This is a genomic window from Flavobacterium sp. (genome assembly GCF_050696275.1).
Lineage (GTDB): Bacteria > Bacteroidota > Bacteroidia > Flavobacteriales > Flavobacteriaceae > Flavobacterium.
Map to the genome: position 1 here is coordinate 13,248 of NZ_JBOGUT010000024.1, position 24,291 is coordinate 37,538.

Below are 24,291 nucleotides of genomic sequence, written 5' to 3' on the forward strand. Positions count from 1 at the left end.
TTTATTTAAATTCGTTGATACATTGAATGATTGTATTTTCAACGGTAGGCTGATTGGCAATCACAATGTTTTTAATTTTATTTATTTCCAAAGTATCTGCGGTGGTTGTACCGATACAAATGCAGATTTCGTCTTTGATTTTATTTTCTTCCAAAAAACTTTCTACTGCAGAAGGGCTGAAAAACAAGATTCCATCTACTTTAGAATTTATTTTTTGTGGCGTTAAGATGGTTTCGTAAATCGTAATTTCGTTGAATTTGATATGTGCTTGTTTTAACGCATCAGGTAACGCATCACGGCGTAAGTTGCCACTAAAAAAAGTATAACTTTCGTCCGAATACACTAAAGCAATAATTTCTGCTAAATCTTGTGCGTAACCGGTATAAGCCATTACATTGAACCCGTTTTTTTCTAGTAAATCTTTGGTTTTCAAACCAACGCAAAACACATTTTTTGATTTCAATTGATCGACTTTCTCATGTTCTAAAACGCTTAAGACAGCATTTTGGCTTGTAAAAATCAGACTTTCGTTAATGTGATTCAGTTCGAAATTTTTATTATGGGTTTTAATAAAATCAGCTTCAATGACATTAAAATCCGCATTCAATAAATATTGCTTCTGATTGCTCAAAAGTTTTTTTGTTGATAATATGCGAATTTGATTTTGCATTATTTCTGCAGTGTTTTTTTAATTTTTGTCATTAATTCGGAGCCGCCATTGGTCAGGATTTCCTGTGCCATAGTATAACCTAATTTTTTCCATTCGGTTAAAGGAACTGATTTTTCAATTTCAATTTTTTCTTTTCCGTCAATGGATAAAAGAATTCCTTTGAATGAAATAGTATCATCGTGTTCATTATGATTGGCAATAGCACCTATTGGCGCTGTGCAACCACCTTCAAGGGTTCTTAAAAACTGGCGTTCAATGTGTGTACAGACTTCAGTTTCAATATCGTTAAGATGGTATAATGCTTCTTGGGAAAACGCATCGTTTTCCATGGAAACTACCATCATGGCTCCTTGTGCCGGTGCTGGAATCATCCAATCCAGGTCAGTAAAAGTGGCTGGTTTTAAATTGATTCGTTCTAAACCTGCGGCAGCAAAAACAGCTCCGCTCCAATCATTGTCTTTCAATTTTTGCATACGGGTATTTACATTTCCGCGCAAATCGACTACTTTGTGATTAGGGTATTTATTTAGCCATTGTGCCTGACGGCGTAAACTTCCTGTGGCAATAGTCCCTTCGCTGTTTAAAAAATCCAAGTTGCCTTTGTGAACCAAAATATCCAGAACATTTGCTCTTTTAAGAACAGCCGCTTGTACAATACCTTTTGGTAAGGCTGTTGGAACATCTTTCATGGAGTGAACGGCAATGTCTATTTGCCCTGAAATCATGGCGACATCTAATGTTTTGGTAAAAATCCCAGTAATTCCTAACTCATATAAAGGTTTGTCTAGAATGATGTCACCTGTTGATTTTACAGCAATAATTTCGGTTTTATAACCTAAATCGTTGAGTTGCTTTTCAACGGTGTGTGCCTGCCAAAGGGCAAGTTCGCTGTCGCGGGTTCCAATGCGGATTGTTCTTGACATTATTTGATGGGTTCTATCTGAAAAACTCTTTCAATCCAATCTATACTTTCGTCAACCATTGTGCTGTCATCTTTGAGGTGATTGGCAAAATGATTGGTTATTTTTTGAATGATACGATTACTGATAAGTTCTGCTTGTTCTTCATCGAAATTGGATAATTTTTTTCGTTGAAAATTAAGTTCTGTTTCTTTGATGTTGTTCAGTTTCGCTTTTAGTGCATGAATGGTTGGCGCATATTTTCTGCCATTCATCCAAGTAATAAATTCGTCTTTTATTTCTTCAATAATAATTTCAGCTGCCGGAATGTGCAGTTTTCTGTTTTCTAAAGTTTCATCGGTAATTTGCGATAAATCATCTAAATGAACCAATGTCACGTTTTCCAATTCTTGTACATTTTCATGCACATTTTTCGGAATAGATAAATCCAAAATTAAAATAGGTTTCTTTAAATTTAAAATTGCCTTGTCAATTGTAGGATTTTGTGCTCCGGTGGCAACAACTAAAACATCGGCCTTTTGAACTTCAGTTTGTAAATCTGCATAGTCCTTAACAATCAGATTCAATTTTCCGGCCAATTTTTCTGCCTTGTCTTTGGTTCTGTTAATTAAGGTTATGTGCTCGTTTTTAGAATGTTTTACTAAATTTTCACAAGTATTTCTTCCGATTTTTCCAGTTCCGAAAAGCAGAATGTTTTTTTCTCCAATGTTTTCTACATTTTTCATGATGTATTGCACAGAAGCAAAAGAAACAGAAGTGGCTCCAGAAGAAATTTCAGTGTCGGTTTTTATTTTTTTGCTCGCCTGAATGACAGCATTTACCAATCTTTCCATAAAAGCATTGGCCAATCCTAATGACTTTGATTGAGCAAAGCTGGTTTTTATTTGTGAGATGATTTCAAAATCGCCCAAAATTTGACTGTCAAGACCAGTTCCAACTTTGAATAAGTGTGAAATCGCTTCGTAATTTTTATAGATATGCGCTACTTTCTGAAACTCTTCAATAGTTCCCTGACTGTTTTCGCAAAGTAATTTGATCAATTGGAATGGATGTTGAGCAAAACCGTAAATTTCGGTCCTGTTGCAAGTGGAAGTTACAATTAGGTTATCTATTGCTTCTTCTTTTGCCTGAAGTAAAAGATTGGCTTTAGCAACATCACTTAAACTGAATTTCCCCCTAACTTCGGCATCAGCTTTTTTGTAACTTAATCCAATAGCGTAAAAAGTCTGATGTTTTGATAAGTTATTATTTTCCATGTAGTTTACTTTTCAAGAAGTTTGACAAAATTATCACTAACGCCAGTATAAAAATAACGCTGGAGGGACTTTTTATATCGCTCAGAGATATTTTAAACCAAAAACAGCTTTGCAACGTAAATTATTTTAAATTTGCACTAAAATCAATGCTTTAGTAAACATTTGTTTAGAATAATTCTAAATAATATTTTTCATGTGACTTAAAAGTATATACGAAAAAATACCGCTATGGGTTCTCAAGAAGAGATTAAAATTGAAGAAGATTTTATTTTGATACGGTTTCAAAATGATTCAGACGAAATATTGAGTGTTGAACGACAGGTAAAAACTGGATTAATCCAATTTCATTTCGGATTAAAAGGAAACGCGAAGTTTATTTTCAATCAAGGAAATTATACCTTGGATTTGAAAGAAGAAAAATCATTGTTGTTTTATAATCCGGAAAAGGAATTGCCTTTAAATCTTAAGCTGGAACCAAAATCCTGGGTAATCTCAATTTTGGTTTCCATAAAAAAATTCCACGGATTATTCTCTGCCGATGTGGAGCATGTGCCCTTTTTGAGTGATGCTAACCGCGACAAAAAATATTATGGTGAGGAAAACATCAGTCCGTCAATGGCGATTGTTTTAAACCAGATGTTTCACTACAATCTGAATCCATCAATCAAAAATTTATACTATAAAGGGAAAGGTTACGAATTGCTGAGCTTGTTTTTTAATCGTTCTGAAGACCCAAATGCAGAACAATGCCCGTTTTTAATAGATGAAGAAAATGTATTAAAAATAAAAAAAGCCAAAGAAATCATTATCGCCAACATGGCAGAACCACCCGGATTACAGGAATTGGCAGATCAGGTGGGATTGAATCTGAAAAAGCTTAAAATGGGTTTCAAACAAATTTACGGAGATACGGTTTACGGTTTCTTGTTTGACCATAAAATGGAATATGCCCGAAAATTATTAGACAGCGGATCGTATAATGTAAATGAAGTGGGATTGAAAATAGGGTACAGCACAGGAAGTCACTTTATTACGGCTTTCAAGAAAAAATTTGCCACAACACCGAAGAAATATTTGATGTCAATCAATCCAAATACTTAAAAAAATTAAAATAAAGATTTGTTACTTTTATAAAATACCAAGCAATAATGAAAGGAGTATTATTAGTTAATTTAGGTTCGCCAAAAAGCCCAGACGCTAAAGACGTAAAGCCTTATTTAGATGAGTTTTTAATGGACAAATACGTGATAGACGTTCCGTTTTTATTGAGAGCTTTGCTGGTTCGGGGTATTATTCTGAGAAAAAGACCGGAAAATTCTGCGGCAGCCTATAAAAAAATATGGTGGGAAGAAGGATCGCCACTTATTGTTTTATCTAAAAGAACACATCAGAAAGTACAGCAGCTGACAAACATTCCTGTATCGCTGGCGATGCGTTACGGAGAACCAACTATTTTATCAGGATTACGTGAATTGCATGATAAAGGAGTAACTGAAGTATTGCTTTTCCCGTTGTACCCGCAACATGCCATGGCATCTACGACAACGATTTTAGTTTTAGCCGAAGAACTGCGCAAGAAGCACTTTCCGGAAATGAAATTTACGATTGTACCGGCATTTTACAACAAAAAAGACTATATCCAAAATCTGGCAGATTCGATTAAAAAGCATTTGAATGGGTTTGAATACGACCACTTATTGTTTTCATACCATGGAATCCCGGAGCGTCATGTCCGTAAAACGGATGTAACTAAATCGCATTGTAAAATTGACGGTTCCTGTTGTAATACACCTTCACCGGCACATGAGTTCTGTTACCGTCATCAGTGTTATGAAACTACAAAGCAGGTGGTGGAGATTTTAGGAATTCCAAAAGAAAAATACAGTCAGACTTTCCAATCGAGATTGGCTGGGGATAAATGGCTGGAGCCTTATACAGATATCGAAATTAACAAAATGCCTGAAAAAGGGATTAAAAATCTGGCTGTTGTTACACCTGCATTTGTGGCAGATTGTTTGGAAACATTAGAAGAAATTGCCATGGAAGCCAACCATCAGTTTAAAGAATACGGTGGTGAAAACTTCTTAGCTATTCCGTGCTTAAACGACAGCGACGAATGGGTACAGACAATGAGTAATTGGATTAACGATTGGTCTAAAAAATAATTATGGATGCCTACTACGATTACCTGAAATCATTGCATTTAATTTTTGTTATTACTTGGTTTGCCGGGCTTTTTTATATTGTCAGGCTGTTTGTTTATCATGCTGAAGCTAAAGCAAAACCAGAGCCGGAGCAAAGTATTTTAATCAAGCAGTATCAGTTAATGTCGTATCGTCTGTGGTATATCATTACATGGCCAAGCGCCGTTTTAGCAAGTATCTTTGCTTTTTTAATGCTGTTTGGAACTACCTTGGGAAACTCTTGGCTGCACATGCCGTGGATGCATATAAAACTTGGCTTTGTTTTTGTGCTGTATTTGTATCATTTAAAATGCCATCAGATTTTTAAGCAATTGCAGCGCGATGAAGTGAAGCATACCTCTGGGTTTTTCAGACTCTGGAACGAAGGGGCGACAATCATTCTTTTTGCAGTTGTTTTTCTGGTGATTTTAAAAAATGCCTTCAATTGGATTTTCGGTGTGATTGGCATTATTTTATTCTCTGTTTTGATTATGCTGGGCTATAAATTTTACAAAAGAATCCGTGAAAAAAGCAATAGATGAATAGTATTTTTTCAATAAAACATTGGTCACTCAGGGTTAGAATCTTTCTATCGATGATTTTCATCACGCTTATTGCCTCGATACTGATTGCTTCGGTGTCTATTATACAATTTAAAAATGAAAGTCAGGTTTACCACCAGGAAAGACTGGATCACAAAGAATACCAGATAAAAGAGCATATTAATTATGTCATGGCTACCACGCCGCACCCCTTAATCACACAAAATATTCCAGCCATATTTAGGTATAAAATATTTGAAATTGCAAATATTCATAATCTTGAAATCAGTATTTATGATTTAAACGGAAGATTATTAATCAATTCGAAAGCACCTATTATGAAGGGCCAGATTTCGCCAAATTTACCTATGGATATTATTGATAAGGTTAAATTTTCCAAAGAAAAAAGATTTGTAAGCCTTACCGAAATCCAAGGAAAAACATTCCGTTCCTCCTATAGTTATCTCTTGGATTATGTTGAAGGGAAACCCATCGGAATTATCAATTTACCTTACCCGGAAGATGATTCATTCTATAAAAACGAATTACAGAACTTCTTATCCATTTTTGCGATTGTTTATTTCGGAATGTTTGGAATTTCAATCTTGCTGGCGTACTACTTATCAAGGTATATTACAAAATCACTGGAGACCATTTCAAACAGATTAACAGAAACAAGTTTAACAGAGAAGAACAAAAAAATCGAACTGGTCAGCAACAGTTACGAAATTGACAGACTAGTGCAATCCTACAATAATATGATTGACGAGTTGGAAGAAAGTGCTAATAAATTAGCGCAAAGCGAAAGGGAAGAAGCCTGGCGGGAAATGGCAAAACAAGTAGCTCATGAGATTAAAAATCCACTTACTCCAATGCGATTGACTGTGCAGAGTTTTCAGAGGAAATTTGATCCTAATGATCCTGGTGTCAATCAGAAACTCAACGATTATTCCAAAACACTTATTCAGCAAATAGACACCATGAGTGCGGTGGCTTCGGCATTTTCAAATTTTGCTTCGATGCCGGCTCAGCAAAATGAAACCTTAAATGTGGTCGATGTGGTACAGTTGGCATTGGATATTTTCAATGAGGAATGTATCCATTTTTCTTCGGAAACAAATGAAATTATAACCAAAATTGACCGGACTCAACTCATTAGGATCATAACGAATCTGGTTAAAAATGCGATTCAGGCCATTCCGGAAGAACAACTGGAAAAAAACATTAAAGTCATTGTTAAGAAAGAAGCAAATAATGCTATAATTTTGGTTAAAGACAACGGAAAAGGAATAGCAAAAGAAGATTTTGACAGGATTTTTGAACCGAAATTCACCACAAAATCCAGCGGTATGGGATTAGGACTAGCGATTATCAAAAATATCATTGAAAATTACAATGGAACAATTACTTTTGAATCTAAAATAAAAAAAGGAACTATTTTTAAGGTTTCTTTACCAATAATAAACAAATAAAACAACAGACTATGGCATTAGAAAATATAATTTTAGAGCATGAAAAAGGGATTGCCACCATTTTTATCAACCGTCCTGAAAAATTAAACGCTTTAAACAAAGCTACGATTCAGGAACTGCACGAAACGTTAAAAATGATTGATGCCAATCCGGAAGTAAAAGTGATTATTATTACCGGAAGCGGCGAAAAAGCATTTGTGGCAGGAGCTGATATTTCGGAGTTTGCTCACTTTTCAGCAAAAGAAGGAGCTTTATTAGCCGCAAAAGGGCAGGAATTATTATTCGATTTTGTCGAAAACATGAAAACTCCGGTCATTGCAGCAATTAATGGATTTGCTCTTGGAGGCGGATTAGAATTGGCAATGTCCTGTCACTTCAGAATTGCATCCGATAACGCTAAAATGGGATTGCCGGAAACTTCTTTAGGCGTAATTCCAGGTTATGGAGGAACACAGCGTTTGGCTCAATTAGTTGGAAAAGGACGCGCAATGGAAATGATTATGACAGCCGGAATGATTACTGCTGAAGAAGCACACAGAACCGGATTAGTAAATCATATCGTACCACAAGCTGATTTGTATGCAACGTATAACCAGCTGGCAAACAAAATCATGAAAAATTCACCTGTGGCTATCTCTAAAGCAATTGAAGCAATAAATGCAGGATTTAAAGAAGGAGTAGACGGTTACCATACCGAAATCAGGACCTTTGGCGAATGTTTCGCAACCCAGGATTTTAAAGAAGGAACAACTGCTTTTTTAGAAAAGAGAAAAGCAGAATTTACAGGAAATTAAAACATAAAAAAGAGAGCTTAATTGCTCTCTTTTTTTATTTCTTACCGTCCCATTCGGCATAAAACTGAGATAGAAAATCTTCCATGTACTGATGTCTTTCCAAGGCAATTTTCTTTCCGGTTTCCGTATTCATTTTGTCTTTTAGAAGCAAAAGCTTTTCGTAGAAATGATTAAGAGTAGGGGAATTATTTTTCTTATACTCCTCCTTACTCATGTTCTTGTTCGGTTTGATTTCAGGATTAAATAATGCCCTGTTTTTGAATCCGCCATAATTAAATGCCCGGGCAATTCCAATCGCCCCAATCGCATCCAATCTATCTGCATCCTGAACGATTTCCAATTCTTTTGAACTGAATTTCTTTTCGAAGTTTCCGCCTTTAAACGAAATATTTTCAATAATAGCAATCACATGCTGTATGATTGCTTCCTCTACCTGCTGGCTTTCTAAAAACAGTCTGGCGGTCTTCGGGCCAACCGTTTCATCTCCATTGTGAAATTTACTGTCGGCGATATCATGAAGCAAAGCTCCTAATTTTACAACGGTCAAATCACAGTCTTCCCCTTCTGCAATTAAAAGGGCATTTTTATAAACACGTTCAATATGAAACCAATCATGGCCTCCTTCGGCGTTTTCTAATTGTTTTTTTACAAAAAATATGGAATTGTCTATTAATGTCATCGTGGCTGAGGTTAAAAAAATCCTTTCGGTTGGGAAAGGATTTTGTATTTTATTTTACTAAAGCGGGTTGTACCCATTTGAATAATTTTTCTTCACTCGGAACGATAAGGCGTTCTGCAACCCTAGACATTCTTGACGGTAATTTCATCAGATAGTCACGTGCTTTTTCAGCTTCGTCAGTAAGACTTGTAATCTTATCAATTTCCCAACGTTCAATCAATTTTTGCAAAATCTCAACATAATCCATTGCAGTATAAACACCAATTCGTTGTGCTGATTCTGAAAATTTCTCAAATGCCAGTCCGATGCTTTCACCGGATTCTCTGATCAAATGGGCAGGCATTGTGATTTTTTGCTTCATCATGTATTGAAAAGACAACATCATTTCGCTTGGATCTACTTTAAAAATACGATCTACAAATTCAGAATAAGCATGATGGTGACGCATTTCGTCTCCGGCAATTAAGCGGCATATTTTAGATAATTTATGATCTCCGAATTTTTTAGCCAACTGCGCTACACGGTTGTGTGAAATGTAAGTAGCTAATTCCTGAAAACTGGTGAACACAAAATTTTTGTAAGGGTCTCTATCGGTTCCGGGATCAAAACCGTCGTTGATTAAATACTGTGTTGTGATTTCCACCTCACGCATATTCACGCGGCCTGATAAATAAAGGTATTTGTTTAACAAGTCACCGTGGCGGTTTTCTTCACCGGTCCAGTGACGAAGCCATTTTGACCATCCGTTGTCCGGTTTTTGCGAAACACCTTCCACATCCATTAACCAGGATTCGTAGGTTGGCAAAGCTTCTTCCGTAATAGTATCGCCTACTAAAACTACCCAAAAATCATAAGGTAATTCTTTAGCTATTTCTCTCAATTCTTTTACGTCTTCAAAAAAAGTATCTTTTTCGGAATCAGGTAACAAGTCAGATGGCTGCCAGATTTTCTCCACAGGAATCAGATAGTTCTCCACGAAAGTATCAATGTTTTTTTCCAAAAGTTGCATCACTTCCAGACGTACGTTTTGTGTTGACATAATTTTAATTTTTTATTCCTTGAACCACTGCATTTTCAGTCTTTTCCATTATTTCAGAGAATGAATAGTTTTTCACCGCTATCGGTTCGTGAATGGTGAATCGTAATTTATTACCTAAACCCATTGGGAATGGTCCGAAACGAACCATTTTCCAAGAGTTGTTTATAGAAATAGGCACAATATAAGCCGATGGGGCATACTTGCACAAAATTTTTAATCCGCTTTCCGAAAACTGTTTCGGAACTCCGTTTTTACTTCGCGTCCCTTCCGGAAAAATCACCGCGGAACGTTTGTTTTTTTCAATATATTCTCCCAAACCTTTTATCGCCGGCAAAGCTTGCTTAGGATCTTTTCTGTCTATAAGGACAGATCCGCCATGTCGCAAATTATAAGAAACACTCGGAATACCTTCTCCAAGTTCTTTTTTACTGACAAACTTCGGGTGAGAACGTCTTAAATACCAAATAATACCAACAATATCATACAAACTCTGATGATTGGCCACAAAAATAACAGGTACGTCTTTCGGAATCAAATCCCTATTTTCAAAACGGTAAGTAGTACCTAAAATATTGGTGCACTTTCCAAGAAAAAAATTCAGATAATCCACACTTTTCTTGTGTGCCTGATAACCGAATATATTCAAACAAACCCATTGTATCGGATGAAAAATCAACAAACATAATCCAAATGCGAGATAGTAAACTACCGATATTGGGTATGAAATTATTTTTTGCATTTATAGTGGTATTTGATACAAAGATAAGGCATTAAATAAAAAAACCACGCAAAAAAACGTGGCTTCTGTTTGGACTTTCTAAAATTAGCAAAATTCGTTGAAAGCATCTTTAAGGTTTTCCGCAATTAATTCTGCCGGACGACCTTCAATATGATGACGTTCTAACATGTGTACCAATTCTCCGTTTTTGAACAAAGCCATACTTGGCGATGATGGAGGAAAAGGGAACATGTGCTGGCGCGCAGCATCAACAGCTTCTTTATCAACACCGGCAAAAACAGCCACTAAGTGATCAGGTTTTTTAGAACCATCTAAACTCATTTTTGCTCCCGGGCGTGCATTTCTTGCTGCACAACCGCAAACTGAATTTACCACTACTAATGTTGTTCCTTCTTTTGCGATGGCACTTTCTACTGCTTCAGCGCTATATAAATCTTGAAAACCTGCATCTGACAGTTCAGCACGCATTGGTTTAACCATTTCTTCTGGATACATAATTTTAATTTCTAATGTTTTGTGATGCAAAGTTACAAAGATAGATTAAAGTTTAGTATTTGTATTAATAGTATTTTAACGTACTCATTTAAAGCTGTCATAAACCTGTTTTTATGGTACCAATGATGCAACAAGCGGTACTTTCCTATTTATATATGGTACCAATGATTTAGTAAGTGGTACTTTTTAAAAAACATGTGGTACTAATCATTTAGTAACTGGTACCGAAGACTTAGTAAGTGGTACTAATCATTTTATAGCTGGTACTGATGATTTGGTAAGTGGTACTTTTCAAAAAGTATGTGGTACTAATCATTTAATATCTGGTACCGAAGACTTGGTAACTGGTACTTTTAATTAAGTATATGGTACCAAATTAATATCAATGCACTGAAAGAAGTTAAAACGAGCAGTGTGATTGTGAATGAAACAGAAAAGAAGCATTCAAAAATTTCCTTCAATATAAAGGAAGGGAATACGATTAGTTTTCGCGATCCATCAATTCCTGAAAACACGTTACAAACTGACCCACATGATATCCGTCCATCAAACCATGATGCACATGAACAGACATTGACATTGTTTTTTTGCCGTTTTCTTCCATCATTTTTCCAAATGAAATTTTAGGACAACTGTCAGAAAATGTAAAGCTTCTGGCATGTGACAATGAGGTGAAATTTACCCAAGGCAATGATGAAAAATGAATTAAATTAATGTCAAAATCTCTGGTAATAAGTCCGGTCGTGTTTTGAATGCGTTCAATTTCGGTCGAAGTACTTTCCGCGAAAACAGTTATATCCGAAGAAAATGGGATTAATGAAAACCCGAAAGTTTTATCCTCTCTCATAATTGTAGCCGAAGCATCAATCCGGTCGTAAACAAACACTTCTTCACCAACAATCCGATACCTGAAATTTTCAATGGCATTGGCCGCAGCTAATGTTGTATGTAAATAATAAGTAAAAAAAGAAATTTCCGATTCTTTGGCTTTTGCATACGCTTTGGTACAATCGATGACAGTGGTAATCCCAAAAAAAGGTTCTTCCATTTGTTTGAAAAAAAGAAAATGTTCTTTCCGATTCCATTTTTCAAGGTCTAATTTTGTTCTCAAGATAGTAATAAAGGTAAAATGTCTGTAATCTTTTCTAAAGTTCTAAAATTCGGATGAATCACTTTATGGTCAATTCTTTCATGCGCCCAAGTGGTGTGAAACGGAATATGAACCGCATGACCGCCAATTCCAAGAACTGGCAGAACATCAGATTTTAACGAATTTCCAATCATAAAAAATTCCTCAGGTTCAATGTCCAAACGGCGCACTAATTTTTGATAATCGATTTCCTGTTTGTCAGACATGACTTCAATATGGTGAAAATAAGGCCCCAAACCGGAACGGTGCAATTTGCTTTGCTGGTCTTTCAAATCACCTTTTGTAGCCACAACAAGCTTGTACTTCCCATGTAAGGTTTTGAGCGTTTCTTCGACCCCGTCTAATAATTCAATGGGTTTTTCGAGTAATTCTTTCCCGTATGCAATGATTTTTTCAATGATTTCGATTGAAATGGTTTGGTTTGATATTTTCATCGCCGCTTCAATCATGGAAAGGATATATCCTTTGATCCCGTAACCGTACAAGGGCAGATTTTGAATTTCAATCCTTAGTAATTCCTGTGATAATCCCTGATGGGATAGATAGTCTTCCATCAGGCCGCAGAATTTTTTCTCGGTTTCTTCGAAATAAGGTTCGTTGACGAATAAGGTATCGTCAGCATCGAAAGCAATAACTTTTAGATTCATTTTTTCTGTTGAATTGATCTGAAAAAGGAAAAGATTTATATTCAAAAATAATCAATTCCTGGCAAATTTAATTGCTTTGGCTTCGTTTTTCCGAAGGGTTACTCGTCCTCTTTCTCAATGGCATCCTCGAAATCCGGATATAGGAATTTGTTATAAGGGAATCGGGTGACATGTATTTCCCTAACGGATTCATAAACCTTTTTACGGAATTCTTCGAAATTTTCTTTTTCAGTTGCCGATATAAACAAAGCATTATCTGCGCCTACATTACTCATCCAGGTGTTTTTCCATTCCTCCAATGTATAATGTTTGGTTGTTTTCTCGGTAATTAAATCATCCGCATCGATGGTTAGATGTTTGTAAGCATCAATTTTATTAAAGACCATGATGGTTGGTTTATCTGCACTTTTGATATCCAGTAAAATTTTATTTACGGATTCTATATGGTCTTCAAAATCAGGATGCGAAATATCTACAACATGAAGCAGTAAATCGGCTTCACGAACTTCATCGAGCGTACTTTTGAAAGAATCCACTAATTGTGTCGGCAGTTTTCGAATAAAACCAACTGTATCGGAAAGTAAAAAGGGCAAATTCTTAATAACCACTTTTCGAACCGTCGTATCCAGTGTAGCAAATAATTTATTTTCAACAAAGACATCACTTTTGCCTACAGCATTCATAAGTGTCGATTTACCCACATTAGTATAACCTACTAAAGCCACGCGAACCATTGCGCCACGATTGCTTCGTTGGATAGATTGCTGTCTGTCGATTGTTTTTATTTTGTCTTTTAAAAGCGAAATCCTGTCGCGAACAATACGTCGGTCGGTTTCAATCTCGGTTTCTCCGGGACCACGCATACCAATTCCTCCTTTTTGACGCTCAAGGTGTGTCCACATTCCTGATAGTCTTGGCAAAAGATAAATGCACTGAGCTAACTCAACTTGTGTCCTGGCATAGGAGGTTTCTGCCCTTTGGGCAAAAATATCTAATATAAGGTTAGTCCTGTCTAAAACTTTACAATCTAAAATTTTAGAAATGTTTTTTTGCTGTGAAGGGGATAGTTCATCATCAAATATTACGGTTGAAATGCCATTGTCTTTGATGTAATAACTTATCTCTTCCATCTTTCCTGTTCCTAAGAAAGTTTTAGGATTTGGTCTCTCTAATTTTTGTGAAAATCGCTTTATAACCTCTCCACCAGCTGTAAATGTTAAGAATTCTAGTTCATCCAGATATTCTTTCAACTTTTCCTCACTTTGATTTTGGGTGATTATTCCTACAATAACGGTTTTTTCAAAATTTATTTTCTCTTTTTCTAACATAGTGTGAATAAAGCACAAAACTACTAATTTGTGGCGAAACTTTGCATTTTCTTTATAAGTAATAAGCATTTCATCGAAAAAAAGCAAACATTTTTGTCTTAAATATTATAGAATTGTTAATTTTTTTTACATTTGGGGATTAATCAAACTAGTTAACCGAAAATATTACAACTATGAAAAAAATTACTTTTGGTTTTTTCATGTTCCTTTTACCTTTCCTGAGTTTTGCTCAGGTGATCTCAGAGGGATTTGAGGGAGCCACTTTCCCGCCTACATCTGCAGTGCCAGGGAACTGGGCCGTCTTCGATAACGGTGTAGGGACAAGCTTAAATTGGACCGAGACAACTAATCCTGCTTTTGTGCATACAGGTACAAAGGCGGCATTTGTGGATCGTGAAAATATTGGTGCAGGTAACACCTCACAAGATTGGCTTGTAACACCACGTATAACTGTACCTGCAAACGGACAGTTACGATTTTTTACCAGACAGACATTGATTGGTAATAATGGTTCTACTTATGAGATAAGAATCTCAACAGATCCTGTGCAGGGCAATCTTGCAGGATTTAATGCAACGCCAGTCCAAACATGGACAGAAACAACACTTAATACCACATATAATGTATATGAGGAAAAATTTGTTAGTTTAAATGCTTATGCTGGTCAGCAAGTGTATATTGCTTTTGTTAAGGTTCACACTCAAACAGCCGGTGCTACAACAGGAGACAGATGGATAGTCGATGATGTAATAGTTCAGCAGCAATGTTTGGATCCTACAGGTCAGGCAGTTGGAGCTGTAACACCAACATCAGCAGTTTTAGCTTGGACAGCAAATGGTGGTGCAACAGTATTTGACGTAGAAGTTAGTACCGTTGGTACTCCTCAATCAGGTAACCCAACAGCATCAGGAATAGCAAATAATCAGGTTTACGGCTCTTTATTACCAGGAACAAGTTATCAATATTGGGTAAGAGCTGTTTGTGGAGCTAATAATTATAGCCAATGGGTTGGTCCTTATACTTTCTTGACCACTCCGGCCGGATCGATATGTAGTACTCCGATAGTAATTGGAGGATTACCTTTTAGTCAAAGCAGCAATACAAATTTATTTGGTGATGAGGTAGATACTCCTCAAGGACCAGGGTGTGCCGGTGGTGCAACAAATTATTTCGCGGGTGCGGAGGTATTTTACTCTTTTACACCGACTTTCACAGGAAATGTTACAATTTCAATGACGCCAACTGGTGTCAGTTCAAGTATATTTGTGTATAACGGTTGTGCAAATGTGGGTGTGGCTTGTTTAGCAGGTGTTGCTGACGCTACAGGAAACCCTAGAATAATTCAACCACTAGCAGTAACAGCAGGACAAACTTATATTATAGTTATATCTTCAAGTACAACTCCAGCTGCTGGAATTCCATACTCATTAGTTATTCAGCAATTTAATTGTACGCCGCCAGTTGGTTTGCCTACAACAAATATAAATACAACTAGTGCTGATTTGTCTTGGACAAACCCTACCGGAGCAACAGCTTGGGAAGTGGCTGTACAACCAGCAGGATCACCTATTCCAGTTGGATCAGGTCAGCCAGCAGGGACAAATACAAACTTTACTGTTGGACCTTTAACTGCAGCTACAGCTTACCAATATTGGGTAAGATCTGATTGTGGTAGTGGTGTCTTCAGTTCATGGTCAGGACCATATACATTTAATACTGCTATTTGTGATGCAGTTGACAGATGTGATTATGTTTTCAGAATGACAGACTCTTTCGGAGACGGTTGGAATGGAGCAAGAATGGAAGTAAGACAAAACGGGGTAGTAGTTGCTACTATCGGTTCAACATTTACAGCAGGAGCCGGACCAATCAACATTACAGTTCCTTTGTGTCAAAACTTCCCGTTTGAATTGCATTGGACAGTTGGAGGAAGTTTCCCTGGAGAAGTTGGCGTTTCAGTAATCAATAACTTTGGTCAGACTTTATATAACAAACCATCAGGTACAGGTTCTGCACCATCATTGTTATATACAGCTTCATTTAATTGTTCTACACCAGCGTGTTTGCCACCTACTGCATTAACTGCAACAGGTATGACAACAACTACTGCTAATTTAGCATGGAATGGTGCAGGAGCAACTATGTGGGATGTTTATGTAGTTACGACTGGATCACCAGCTCCAACTACAGCAACTATACCTACTTATAATGACATAACGACAAACTCTCAGGTCGCTACATTATTAGCACCACTTACAACATACCAGTTTTATGTAAGAGTAGTTTGTTCTCCAACTAGTGATAGTGTGTGGGCAGGGCCAATTTCTTTTACAACATTGCCTACATGTCCTCAGCCGACAGCTTTATTAGTTTCTAATATTTCAATGAATACTGCTGATTTTGCATGGACTGAAGCTCAGACAGCGACAGCTTGGGATATTTATGTGGTTGATGCAGGAGCAACAGCTCCGAATGCAGCAACAACACCAACATTCCCTGGCGTTACAAATAATTTTACGGCTACAGGGTTGCTTTCAGGACATTGTTATGATTACTATGTGAGAGCAGTATGTTCTCCAACAGATTCAAGTCTTTGGTCTGGACCAAAAGGATTCTGTACGACTATTTGTTTACCGGCAAATCAGTGTAATTATACATTCAGATTAACGGATTCATTCGGTGATGGATGGAACGGTGCCAGAATGGAAGTAAGACAAAATGGTATTGTTGTAGCGACATTAGGTGCAACATTTACAGCAGGGGCAGGACCTATTAACGTTCTTGTACCATTATGTGATGATATGCCATTTGAATTGCATTGGACAGTTCCTGGAAGTTTCCCAGGAGAAGTTGGTGTGGCAATTATTGAACCATTCTTGGATGTTATCTATACAAAAGCTCCAGGTACAGGTTCAGCACCTTCTTTATTATATACAGATATTGCTCAGTGTACTCCTCCAACATGTGCTAAACCAATCACTTTAGGAGCGAACACTATAACACAAACATCAGCAAACTTAACGTGGGTACAGCCTGCAGCTCCAGGATCTCCTATTGGAGGATGGCAGATTGTGGTGCAACCTGCAATTTTAGGATTGCCTACGGGTGCAGGAACATTAGTTCCAGGACCGACGCCTACTTATGGTACATCTGGATTAGCGCCAGGGACATTATATGAATTTTATGTAAGAACAGATTGTGGAGCTGTCGATGGATTAAGCGGTTGGGCAGGACCATTTGCTTTTGGAACTCAGGTTTCTAATAACGAATGTGCTACCGCAATAGTTGTTCCTGTGAATGATGATGCTTCATGTGCATTATTTGGTAGTGGTTCCGTTATCGGAGCTACAGGATCATTGCCTGCAACAGCTTGTGGTGGAACTGCAAATGATGACGTTTGGTTCCAATTTACAGCTACTTCTACGAAGCATTATATTAATTTATTTAATGTTGCCGGTTCAACAACAGATTTAAATCATGTTGTATATTCAGGTACTTGCGGAGCTTTAGTTCAACAAGGAGCTTGTCAGTTGAATAATAATAGTATCATCTCAGGATTGACTATTGGTAACGTGTATTACGTAAGAGTATATACCGCTACAGCAACAACAAATCAAACAACAACTTTCAATATCTGTATTGGAACAGTATCTACATGTGAAACTGCGGAAGCAACATGTTCAAACCCAACGGATCCGTTTATTTTCCCAAATACAACAGGTGTTCCAAGTGAAGGACAACAAGCGTGTTTGTTTACAAATCCAAACCCGACTTATTATTTCATGACTATTTTACAGTCAGGTAACCTATCATTCCAGATAACGCAAAACACTGCCTTTAACGCTGCTGGTAACCCAACAGGTACAGGTCTTGACGTTGACTTCGTTGCTTGGGGGCCTTTTGCTTCAAATTCTGCAGCTTGCGGTAATTTAGGAAATGGTTGTCCAACACCGGGTGCTTGTCCAAACAATACTACCAACCCTACGTTCTATCCGTATGTACCTGGTAATATTATGGATTGTAGTTATTCTGCTGCACCGGTTGAAAACTTCACAATCAACAATGCTGTTGCAGGTCAGGTTTATGTAATTGTAATTACCAACTTTAACGGGGCGGCTGGATTTATCAGATTCGACCAGACTAACTTTGGTGTACCTGGATCTGGATTAACAGATTGTTCTATTGTATGTGAGGTAGATTTAGGACCAGATCAAAACCTTTGTGGTGTTACATCTGTAGTTTTAGATTCTCAATTGAATAATCCATTAGCTACATTTGTTTGGAAAAAAGGAGGAATAATAATTCCGGGAGCAACATCTCAAACCTATACTGCCACAGAATCAGGAATATATACTGTTATTGGAACTTGTGCGCCAAATGATGTTCAAGATACAATGGTTTTAAATTTAGGACCAAACGTAATCATCGGTGATCAACCAGATTATGCACTTTGTGATGATGCCTCAAACGACGGAATAGCCACATTCGATTTATCTACTTTGACAGCTAACGTTTTAGCAGGATTGGATACAAACTTCACTTACACGGTGTCTTATCACTATAATGAAAGTGATGCTTTAAATAACCTTAACCCTATAAACGCAGCAATACCTTATACAGGTGGTTCTCAAACGATTTATATTAGAGTTGCAGCAGACGGATTCCCGGTATGTAATACTATTGTACTTCAAAACTTAGTGGTTAAGCCAACACCAATTGCGACACTTACATCTTCTGATGCGGATAATACAATCTGTAGCAACGAAACAGCAACAATAACAGTTACACCAACTAACTTTGTTCCAGCTGATGCTACTTACGTATGGTCATTAAATGGAGTGCTTCTTCCAGCTGAAGTAGGTCCACAAATTACACCAACTGTTACAGGAGTGTATGATGTAGTGATTACTTTAAATGGATGTACTACAACGTTGTCATTAACGTTTACAATTAATCCTCAGCCATTAGCTACTATCGCTTCTTCAGATGCGGATAATACAATTTGTAGTAACGAAACAGCAACGATTACTGTTACACCTACCAACTTTGTGGCAACTGATGCTGCTTATGTTTGGTCATTAGGCGGAACGGTTCTTCCAGCTGAGGTGACAAACCAAATTACACCAACAGCTTCAGGAACGTATGACGTAGTGATTACTTTAAATGGATGTACTTCTACACAATCATTAGTGTTTACAATTAATCCATTGCCAATTGCTACAATTGCTTCTTCAGATGCGGATAACACTATCTGTAGCAACGAAACAGCAACGATTACGGTTTCTCCAGTTAACTTTGTAGTAGGTGATGCTACTTATGCATGGACATTAAACGGAAATCCAATCGCAGGTACTACTAATCAAATTACACCAACCGCTACAGGTACTTATGGAGTAACAGTTACCTTGAGTGGATGTTCAATAACGTTAACATTAGGATTTACAGTTAATGCACTTCCAGTATTCACGTTATCAGGAACTAATTTGGTAAAATGTGCTAATGAAACTGCAGTTATTTCTGTACAGCCTTCAAACTTAACAGGTGTTACTTACACTTGGACATTGGATGGTAACGTGTTACCAGCTGAAACAGGAAATTCTGTGAGCAGTACAGCTTATGGTACTTATGCAGTTACGGTTAATAACCAAGGATGTACAACAACGCATCAAATGGAAGTTACATTAGACACAACGAATATTCCAATCAATACGATAGGTGAATGTCAAGGAAGTAATTTTATTATTACTGCAACTCCACAAGGAACAGGGACATATAATTATGTATGGTATAATGCAAATGATTTGACAACTCCAATTGTTGATGGAGATGCTATTGCGTCTACTTTCAATGTGACTTCATATGCTAATGCGAATAATATATCTTCATTCCCTGTCACATTTACCGTTAAGGTAACTACAAGTCCAGAAGGATGTACCGATAGCGAGTCATTCATTGTTGAAAGCCCTCTTTGTACTATTCAAAAAGGTATTTCACCTAACAATGATGGTGATAATGACGAATTCGATTTAAGAGGTTTAGGAGTTAGACAATTGAATATCTTTAATAGATATGGTACAAAAGTCTACGGCTTAGCTAACTATACTAACGAATGGAAAGGTCAATCGGATAAAGGAAATGTATTGCCAGACGGAACTTATTACTATGTAATTGAGCAAACAAGTGGCGAAACTAAATCAGGTTGGGTATATATTAATAGATAATTAAAAATTAGAAAGCAGTCTGCCGGTAATAGGCAGGCTTGCTTTACTAACCAAATAAAAACTAACAAATGAAAAAATTATTTTTCACAACAGTTGTTGCTTTGATGGCAATTTTTGATGTTCAGGCTCAACAAGATCCGCATTATACACAATACATGTATAATATGAATGTTATCAATCCAGCTTATGCAGGATCTAAAGAAAACTTATCGCTTGGGCTTTTATACCGTAAGCAATGGGTTGAAATTGAAGATGCACCAACAACATTTACTGCTACCGGACATTCACCGGTTGGAAAGAATGTAGGATTAGGGCTTTCTGTTATTTCAGATAAAATCGGACCGGTTGAAGAAACCAATATTTACGGAGATTTCTCATATACGCTTAATTTAGGCGGTGAGCATAGATTGGCAATGGGTATTAAAGCCGGTGTCTCTTTGCAGAAAATAGGGCTAAATAGTCAGATTGCAAGTACTTTACCAGTTCCAAATGATGGAGCGTTCAGCGAAGATACTTCAAACTCTGATTTGAATATCGGAGCCGGTTTATTCTATTATACAGATAAATATTACTTGGCTTTTTCGATTCCGAATATGCTTGAATCAACTCATTTAGATTATAATGGTGTCCAGTACGGTTCAGAAGTACAACACTATTTCTTAACTGGGGGATACGTTTTCAATTTATCTCCATCAACGAAATTCAAACCGTTCTTCATGGTTAAATCGGCATTTAATGCTCCTACTTCCTTTGATTTATCAACTAACTTTTTGTTTTTTGAGAAATTTGAAATTGGAGCTACCTATAGATTTGATGATTCCTTTGGAGGTATGGTAAACTATAAAGTTTCGGATGGTATTCGTGTTGGTTATGCTTACGATCATATCGTTTCTGATTTGAAAGTGGCTACACCTTCATCACATGAATTTATCTTGTTGTTCGACTTGAATTTCCCTAAAAAAGTATCAAGTTCCCCACGTTATTTCTAATATTAAAGAAAACAAAATGAAAAAAATATACATAGCTTTAAGTTTTGTTCTAGCCATTTCAGCAGGTAACGCTCAAAACAAAGACACTAAAGTTGGAGATAAGCTCTTCGGACAATACGAGTACGTTGACGCGGCTAAAGAATACTTAAAACTAACTGATAAGAATAAGGCAGACGCTTATGTTTACAAGCAATTAGGTGACTGTTATTATAACGTATTCAATTCTGTTGAATCTGAGAAATGGTATGCAAAAGCGATTACAACTCAGCAGGATGCAGAAACCTATTTCCGTTATGCACAAATGCTGAAAGCAAACAAAAAGTACGATCAGGCTAACGCAATGATGCAGAAATTCGCGGCTTTGGCTCCTAATGACAATCGAGCTAAAAACGTTCAGGACGATGCTAATTATCTTGCCAAGTTATTAGGAAAATCAAAATTATTCGATGTTTCTTCACTAAGTTTCAATTCCAAATATTCTGATTTTGGTGCTTACATGAAAGACAATGTGATTTATTTTGCTTCTGCCAGAAATACAGCTCGCAAAACGTACGAGTGGAATGACCAGCCTTATCTTGATATTTATAAAACAGATTTTAAAGACGGACAAGCAGGGAATCTAGCTATTGCTGTTGAAGATTTGAATACTAAATACCATGAAGGGCCTATTACTATAAGCGCTGACGGAAACACTGTTTACTTTTCTCGTGAAAGTTTCTTTGATAAAAAAGGCGTTAAAACACAGGATAAGAAAGCGAATATGGGTAAGATGAACATTTTCAAAGCGACTAAAGACGGTGAGAAATGGACTAATGTTACTTCGGTTTCTTTTAACGGAAAGGATTTCAACACGAGTAGCCCTTCTTTGAGTAAAGACGGTAAAACGCTTTATTTTATTTCTGATATGACAGGAAGTATGGGTAAAACCGATGTTTGGAAAGTGGCTGTAAACAGCGATGGTACTTTCGGGACACCTGAAAATTTAGGCGCTAAAGTAAATACTGAAGGAAATGAGTTATCTGCATTTATTGCTGACAATAACACCTTGTATTTTGCTTCTAACGGAAGAAAAGGTTTAGGAGGATTAGATGTTTACGCTTATGATTTGAACACTAATGGAGATGCAATTAACCTTGGAAAACCGGTAAACAGTGAAAAAGATGATTTCGGATTTACATTCAACCAAGATCAGAATACTGCTTTCTTATCCAGTAACCGTGAAGGTGGTGCTGGCGATGATGATATTTACCTGGCAATTCCGGTTTGTAATGTAAACCTGACTGTTTCTGTACGTGATGCGAAAACAGGTGCTACTTTATCTGATGCATTGATTTCTGTGGTTGATGAAAAGAAAAATGTAATTGCCAAAGGAAACTCAAACGAGATGGGCTCTGCAAATTTCCCAGTAGAATGTAATAAACAATACTTCGTGAATGTAGACAGAAATGGTTACTCGAGCAATGTATTTACTATGGACAAGTCTAAAGGTGGAGAAGTTGCTGTGAACGCTGATCTGGCTCCTATTGAAGCTATTATAACAGAAACTGAAGTTATTCTTAATGATATTAATTTTGAATACAATAAAAGTAACATTACTGAGCAAGGCGCTTCTGAGTTGGACAAGTTAGTTGCAGTAATGGTTCAATATCCTGACATGGTTATTTTTGCTAAATCACACACAGATTCACGTGGTGATGATAAATACAATATGTCTTTATCAGATCGTAGAGCAAAATCGACAGTTCAATACGTGATTTCGAAAGGAATTGCTAAAGAAAGAATCAGTGGAAAAGGATTTGGAGAATCTGAGCCTAAAGTAAATTGTGGCGCTGATTGTACTGAAGAACAACATGCTGAAAATCGTCGTTCTGAATTTATGATTATTAAGAAATAACATATTTTTACACTAGTATTTAAAAGGTCCCGTTATAAGCGGGACCTTTTTTATTTGCTGTGATTGTATTTAATAAAAGCTTCAGTGGAAAAACCCGGCAATGCATTGCTGATAAGAGTTGCCTTCGGTTTGAAAAGCAATACTTTCAGCATGATTCCATTACTCTTTAACAGAATTTGTTTCTTCAGAAGGAATTTACAAAATGTTGTGAATGAATGATTTAAAGAAGTGTTTTATTTCAATTTCTAAATTGATAGTAATCAATTCCCGAATTGATAAATAGACAATTTGTGCGTAAGAAACTTCTCATATACATTTGTCGGACAATCAGATACCGGTTTGTGTTTTTTAAGGAATTAGCTATCTCTGAAACAATTCAATTTATTTTATAGGTGTTATACAGACCTCAGGAAATTTGACAGATACAATCATCAGGAACGTTATTGCTAATACAATAGTAATAGCACTGAAAATATAAATTCTTTCAAGTGTACATCATATAACAAAATAGTTTATGACTTCAAATCAAAGACGAAAAGACAGTATACAATTAAGACGAAAACTAAAAAGAAGTTATTTGTTTCGATGGAAGCAGTTAGAGAAATAAATTTTTAGCCCCTGATGTGCGAGGAAGTAGTTATTGGGACAAAAGCTCCGGACTTCAAAAGCCCGTCTTTTGCCTCAATCGCTTCCGATTTCCAATTCCCTCTTTTTTATAAAGACAATACAAATATGAAAGAAATAATCCATACAGTACTAATTGTTGTCCTATTTGGTTTTAGAGGATATGCCCAAGATAATAATACCGCGCTTGCCTTAAGAAGAACGATAATGGTCACTGGTGTAGAGTTATTGCAAAGAACAGCTCCAACAAAAATTACAAAGGATGATTTCCAAAAAATCTTAATAGAAAAGGAGGTTAGTGCAGAAGGGATGGTTTTTTTAAACAAAGCATTTGAGTTTTATATAAAAAATGTATCCACGGAAGATATCCTGAATTCTTATGAAGGAAAGGAATCCAATCAGTTAGTGAAATATGTCAGCAACGGCGGTAAGAATGTATTTGGAGATTTAAGCGATAGCCCGGCACTGAGTGAAAAAGAATTTCCCAAATGGCTGAAAGATATTTTAAAGGTATTACTTGAAGTGACAGCCATTGTCATAAATACATGCAATGCCCTGCCATGGCCTTGTTAACGTGATTCTAAAAAGAGAAGTGTATACAATTTGAGGGCACTATATACTGGATAATGCATAAAATAGTACAAGCACT

At 36.6% G+C, this 24,291-nt stretch carries 19 protein-coding genes and 1 pseudogene; 10 read left to right on the forward strand and 10 right to left on the reverse strand.

Features of this window, described 5'->3' with window-relative positions; genetic code table 11:
- Position 1: 1 nt before the first annotated feature.
- The 3 genes from ACRDEC_RS12385 to hemA are packed head-to-tail and all read right to left on the reverse strand — an operon-like array spanning position 2 to position 2,846.
- A complete protein-coding gene (locus ACRDEC_RS12385; protein ID WP_431498669.1) occupies positions 2-670 on the reverse strand; it encodes a uroporphyrinogen-III synthase in 669 nt (222 codons plus the stop codon).
- On the reverse strand, positions 670-1,593 hold the full coding sequence (hemC, locus tag ACRDEC_RS12390; protein WP_431498670.1) for a hydroxymethylbilane synthase: 924 nt from the start codon (positions 1,591-1,593) through the stop codon (positions 670-672). Before hemC ends, ACRDEC_RS12385 begins: the two co-directional genes overlap by 1 nt.
- Entirely contained in the window at positions 1,593-2,846 is a 1,254-nt protein-coding gene (gene hemA / locus ACRDEC_RS12395; protein WP_431498671.1) for a glutamyl-tRNA reductase, read from the reverse strand. The genes hemC and hemA overlap by 1 nt, the downstream gene beginning before the upstream one ends.
- Before the next feature lie 228 nt (positions 2,847-3,074).
- On the opposite strand from hemA, the gene ACRDEC_RS12400 reads away from it, so the two are divergent.
- From ACRDEC_RS12400 to ACRDEC_RS12420, 5 genes are read left to right on the forward strand one after another with little or no spacing between them, the layout of a single operon-like run.
- Positions 3,075-3,947, forward strand: coding sequence for a helix-turn-helix domain-containing protein (locus ACRDEC_RS12400; RefSeq protein WP_431498672.1), 873 nt, complete (start codon positions 3,075-3,077; stop codon positions 3,945-3,947).
- Between the two features lie 47 nt (positions 3,948-3,994).
- Positions 3,995-5,011, forward strand: a complete 1,017-nt coding sequence (hemH, locus tag ACRDEC_RS12405; RefSeq protein WP_431498673.1) for a ferrochelatase — start codon at positions 3,995-3,997, stop codon at positions 5,009-5,011.
- Between the two features lie 2 nt (positions 5,012-5,013).
- Positions 5,014-5,571 (forward strand): CopD family protein, encoded by a 558-nt coding sequence (locus ACRDEC_RS12410; protein ID WP_431498674.1) that lies wholly within the window; start codon positions 5,014-5,016, stop codon positions 5,569-5,571.
- Entirely contained in the window at positions 5,568-7,043 is a 1,476-nt protein-coding gene (locus tag ACRDEC_RS12415) for a sensor histidine kinase (protein WP_431498675.1), read from the forward strand. The genes ACRDEC_RS12410 and ACRDEC_RS12415 overlap by 4 nt, the downstream gene beginning before the upstream one ends.
- An 11-nt stretch (positions 7,044-7,054) precedes the next feature.
- Positions 7,055-7,837, forward strand: coding sequence for an enoyl-CoA hydratase/isomerase family protein (locus ACRDEC_RS12420; protein ID WP_431498676.1), 783 nt, complete (start codon positions 7,055-7,057; stop codon positions 7,835-7,837).
- A 34-nt stretch (positions 7,838-7,871) separates the two neighbouring features.
- Here ACRDEC_RS12420 and ACRDEC_RS12425 read toward each other — a convergent pair whose 3' ends face one another.
- The 4 genes from ACRDEC_RS12425 to ACRDEC_RS12440 all read right to left on the reverse strand — a co-directional run bounded on the left by ACRDEC_RS12425 (position 7,872) and on the right by ACRDEC_RS12440 (position 10,789).
- Complete coding sequence (locus tag ACRDEC_RS12425; RefSeq protein WP_431498677.1) at positions 7,872-8,516, reverse strand: HD domain-containing protein; 645 nt, start codon at positions 8,514-8,516, stop codon at positions 7,872-7,874.
- Positions 8,517-8,565: 49 nt separating this feature from the next.
- Complete coding sequence (locus ACRDEC_RS12430) at positions 8,566-9,555, reverse strand: acyl-ACP desaturase (protein ID WP_431498678.1); 990 nt, start codon at positions 9,553-9,555, stop codon at positions 8,566-8,568.
- Positions 9,556-9,559: 4 nt separating this feature from the next.
- Positions 9,560-10,294: a lysophospholipid acyltransferase family protein gene (locus ACRDEC_RS12435; protein ID WP_431498679.1), complete on the reverse strand. Its 735-nt coding sequence runs from the start codon at positions 10,292-10,294 to the stop codon at positions 9,560-9,562.
- An 84-nt stretch (positions 10,295-10,378) separates the two neighbouring features.
- Positions 10,379-10,789, reverse strand: a complete 411-nt coding sequence (locus ACRDEC_RS12440) for a BrxA/BrxB family bacilliredoxin (protein ID WP_431498680.1) — start codon at positions 10,787-10,789, stop codon at positions 10,379-10,381.
- Between the two features lie 208 nt (positions 10,790-10,997).
- Here ACRDEC_RS12440 and ACRDEC_RS12445 point away from each other — a divergent pair.
- Positions 10,998-11,150, forward strand: a pseudogene (locus ACRDEC_RS12445) (hypothetical protein); the annotation flags it as partial.
- A 120-nt stretch (positions 11,151-11,270) separates the two neighbouring features.
- Here the strand turns inward: ACRDEC_RS12445 and ACRDEC_RS12450 are convergent.
- The 3 genes from ACRDEC_RS12450 to hflX form a co-directional block, all read right to left on the reverse strand.
- Positions 11,271-11,900: a CatA-like O-acetyltransferase gene (locus ACRDEC_RS12450; protein ID WP_431498681.1), complete on the reverse strand. Its 630-nt coding sequence runs from the start codon at positions 11,898-11,900 to the stop codon at positions 11,271-11,273.
- On the reverse strand, positions 11,897-12,586 hold the full coding sequence (locus ACRDEC_RS12455) for an HAD family hydrolase (RefSeq protein ID WP_431498682.1): 690 nt from the start codon (positions 12,584-12,586) through the stop codon (positions 11,897-11,899). Before ACRDEC_RS12455 ends, ACRDEC_RS12450 begins: the two co-directional genes overlap by 4 nt.
- 98 nt (positions 12,587-12,684) lie before the next feature.
- Positions 12,685-13,914, reverse strand: coding sequence for a GTPase HflX (gene hflX, locus ACRDEC_RS12460; RefSeq protein ID WP_431498683.1), 1,230 nt, complete (start codon positions 13,912-13,914; stop codon positions 12,685-12,687).
- Positions 13,915-14,087: 173 nt separating this feature from the next.
- Between hflX and ACRDEC_RS12465 the strand changes: the two genes are divergently transcribed.
- The 4 genes from ACRDEC_RS12465 to ACRDEC_RS12480 all read left to right on the forward strand — a co-directional run bounded on the left by ACRDEC_RS12465 (position 14,088) and on the right by ACRDEC_RS12480 (position 24,215).
- On the forward strand, positions 14,088-20,135 hold the full coding sequence (locus ACRDEC_RS12465) for a fibronectin type III domain-containing protein (protein ID WP_431498684.1): 6,048 nt from the start codon (positions 14,088-14,090) through the stop codon (positions 20,133-20,135).
- A gap of 68 nt (positions 20,136-20,203) precedes the next feature.
- Positions 20,204-21,124, forward strand: coding sequence for a PorP/SprF family type IX secretion system membrane protein (locus ACRDEC_RS12470; protein WP_431498685.1), 921 nt, complete (start codon positions 20,204-20,206; stop codon positions 21,122-21,124).
- 16 nt (positions 21,125-21,140) lie between these two features.
- Positions 21,141-23,018, forward strand: a complete 1,878-nt coding sequence (locus ACRDEC_RS12475) for an OmpA family protein (RefSeq protein ID WP_431498686.1) — start codon at positions 21,141-21,143, stop codon at positions 23,016-23,018.
- 732 nt (positions 23,019-23,750) lie between these two features.
- Positions 23,751-24,215: a hypothetical protein gene (locus ACRDEC_RS12480; RefSeq protein ID WP_431498687.1), complete on the forward strand. Its 465-nt coding sequence runs from the start codon at positions 23,751-23,753 to the stop codon at positions 24,213-24,215.
- Positions 24,216-24,291: the final 76 nt, after the last annotated feature.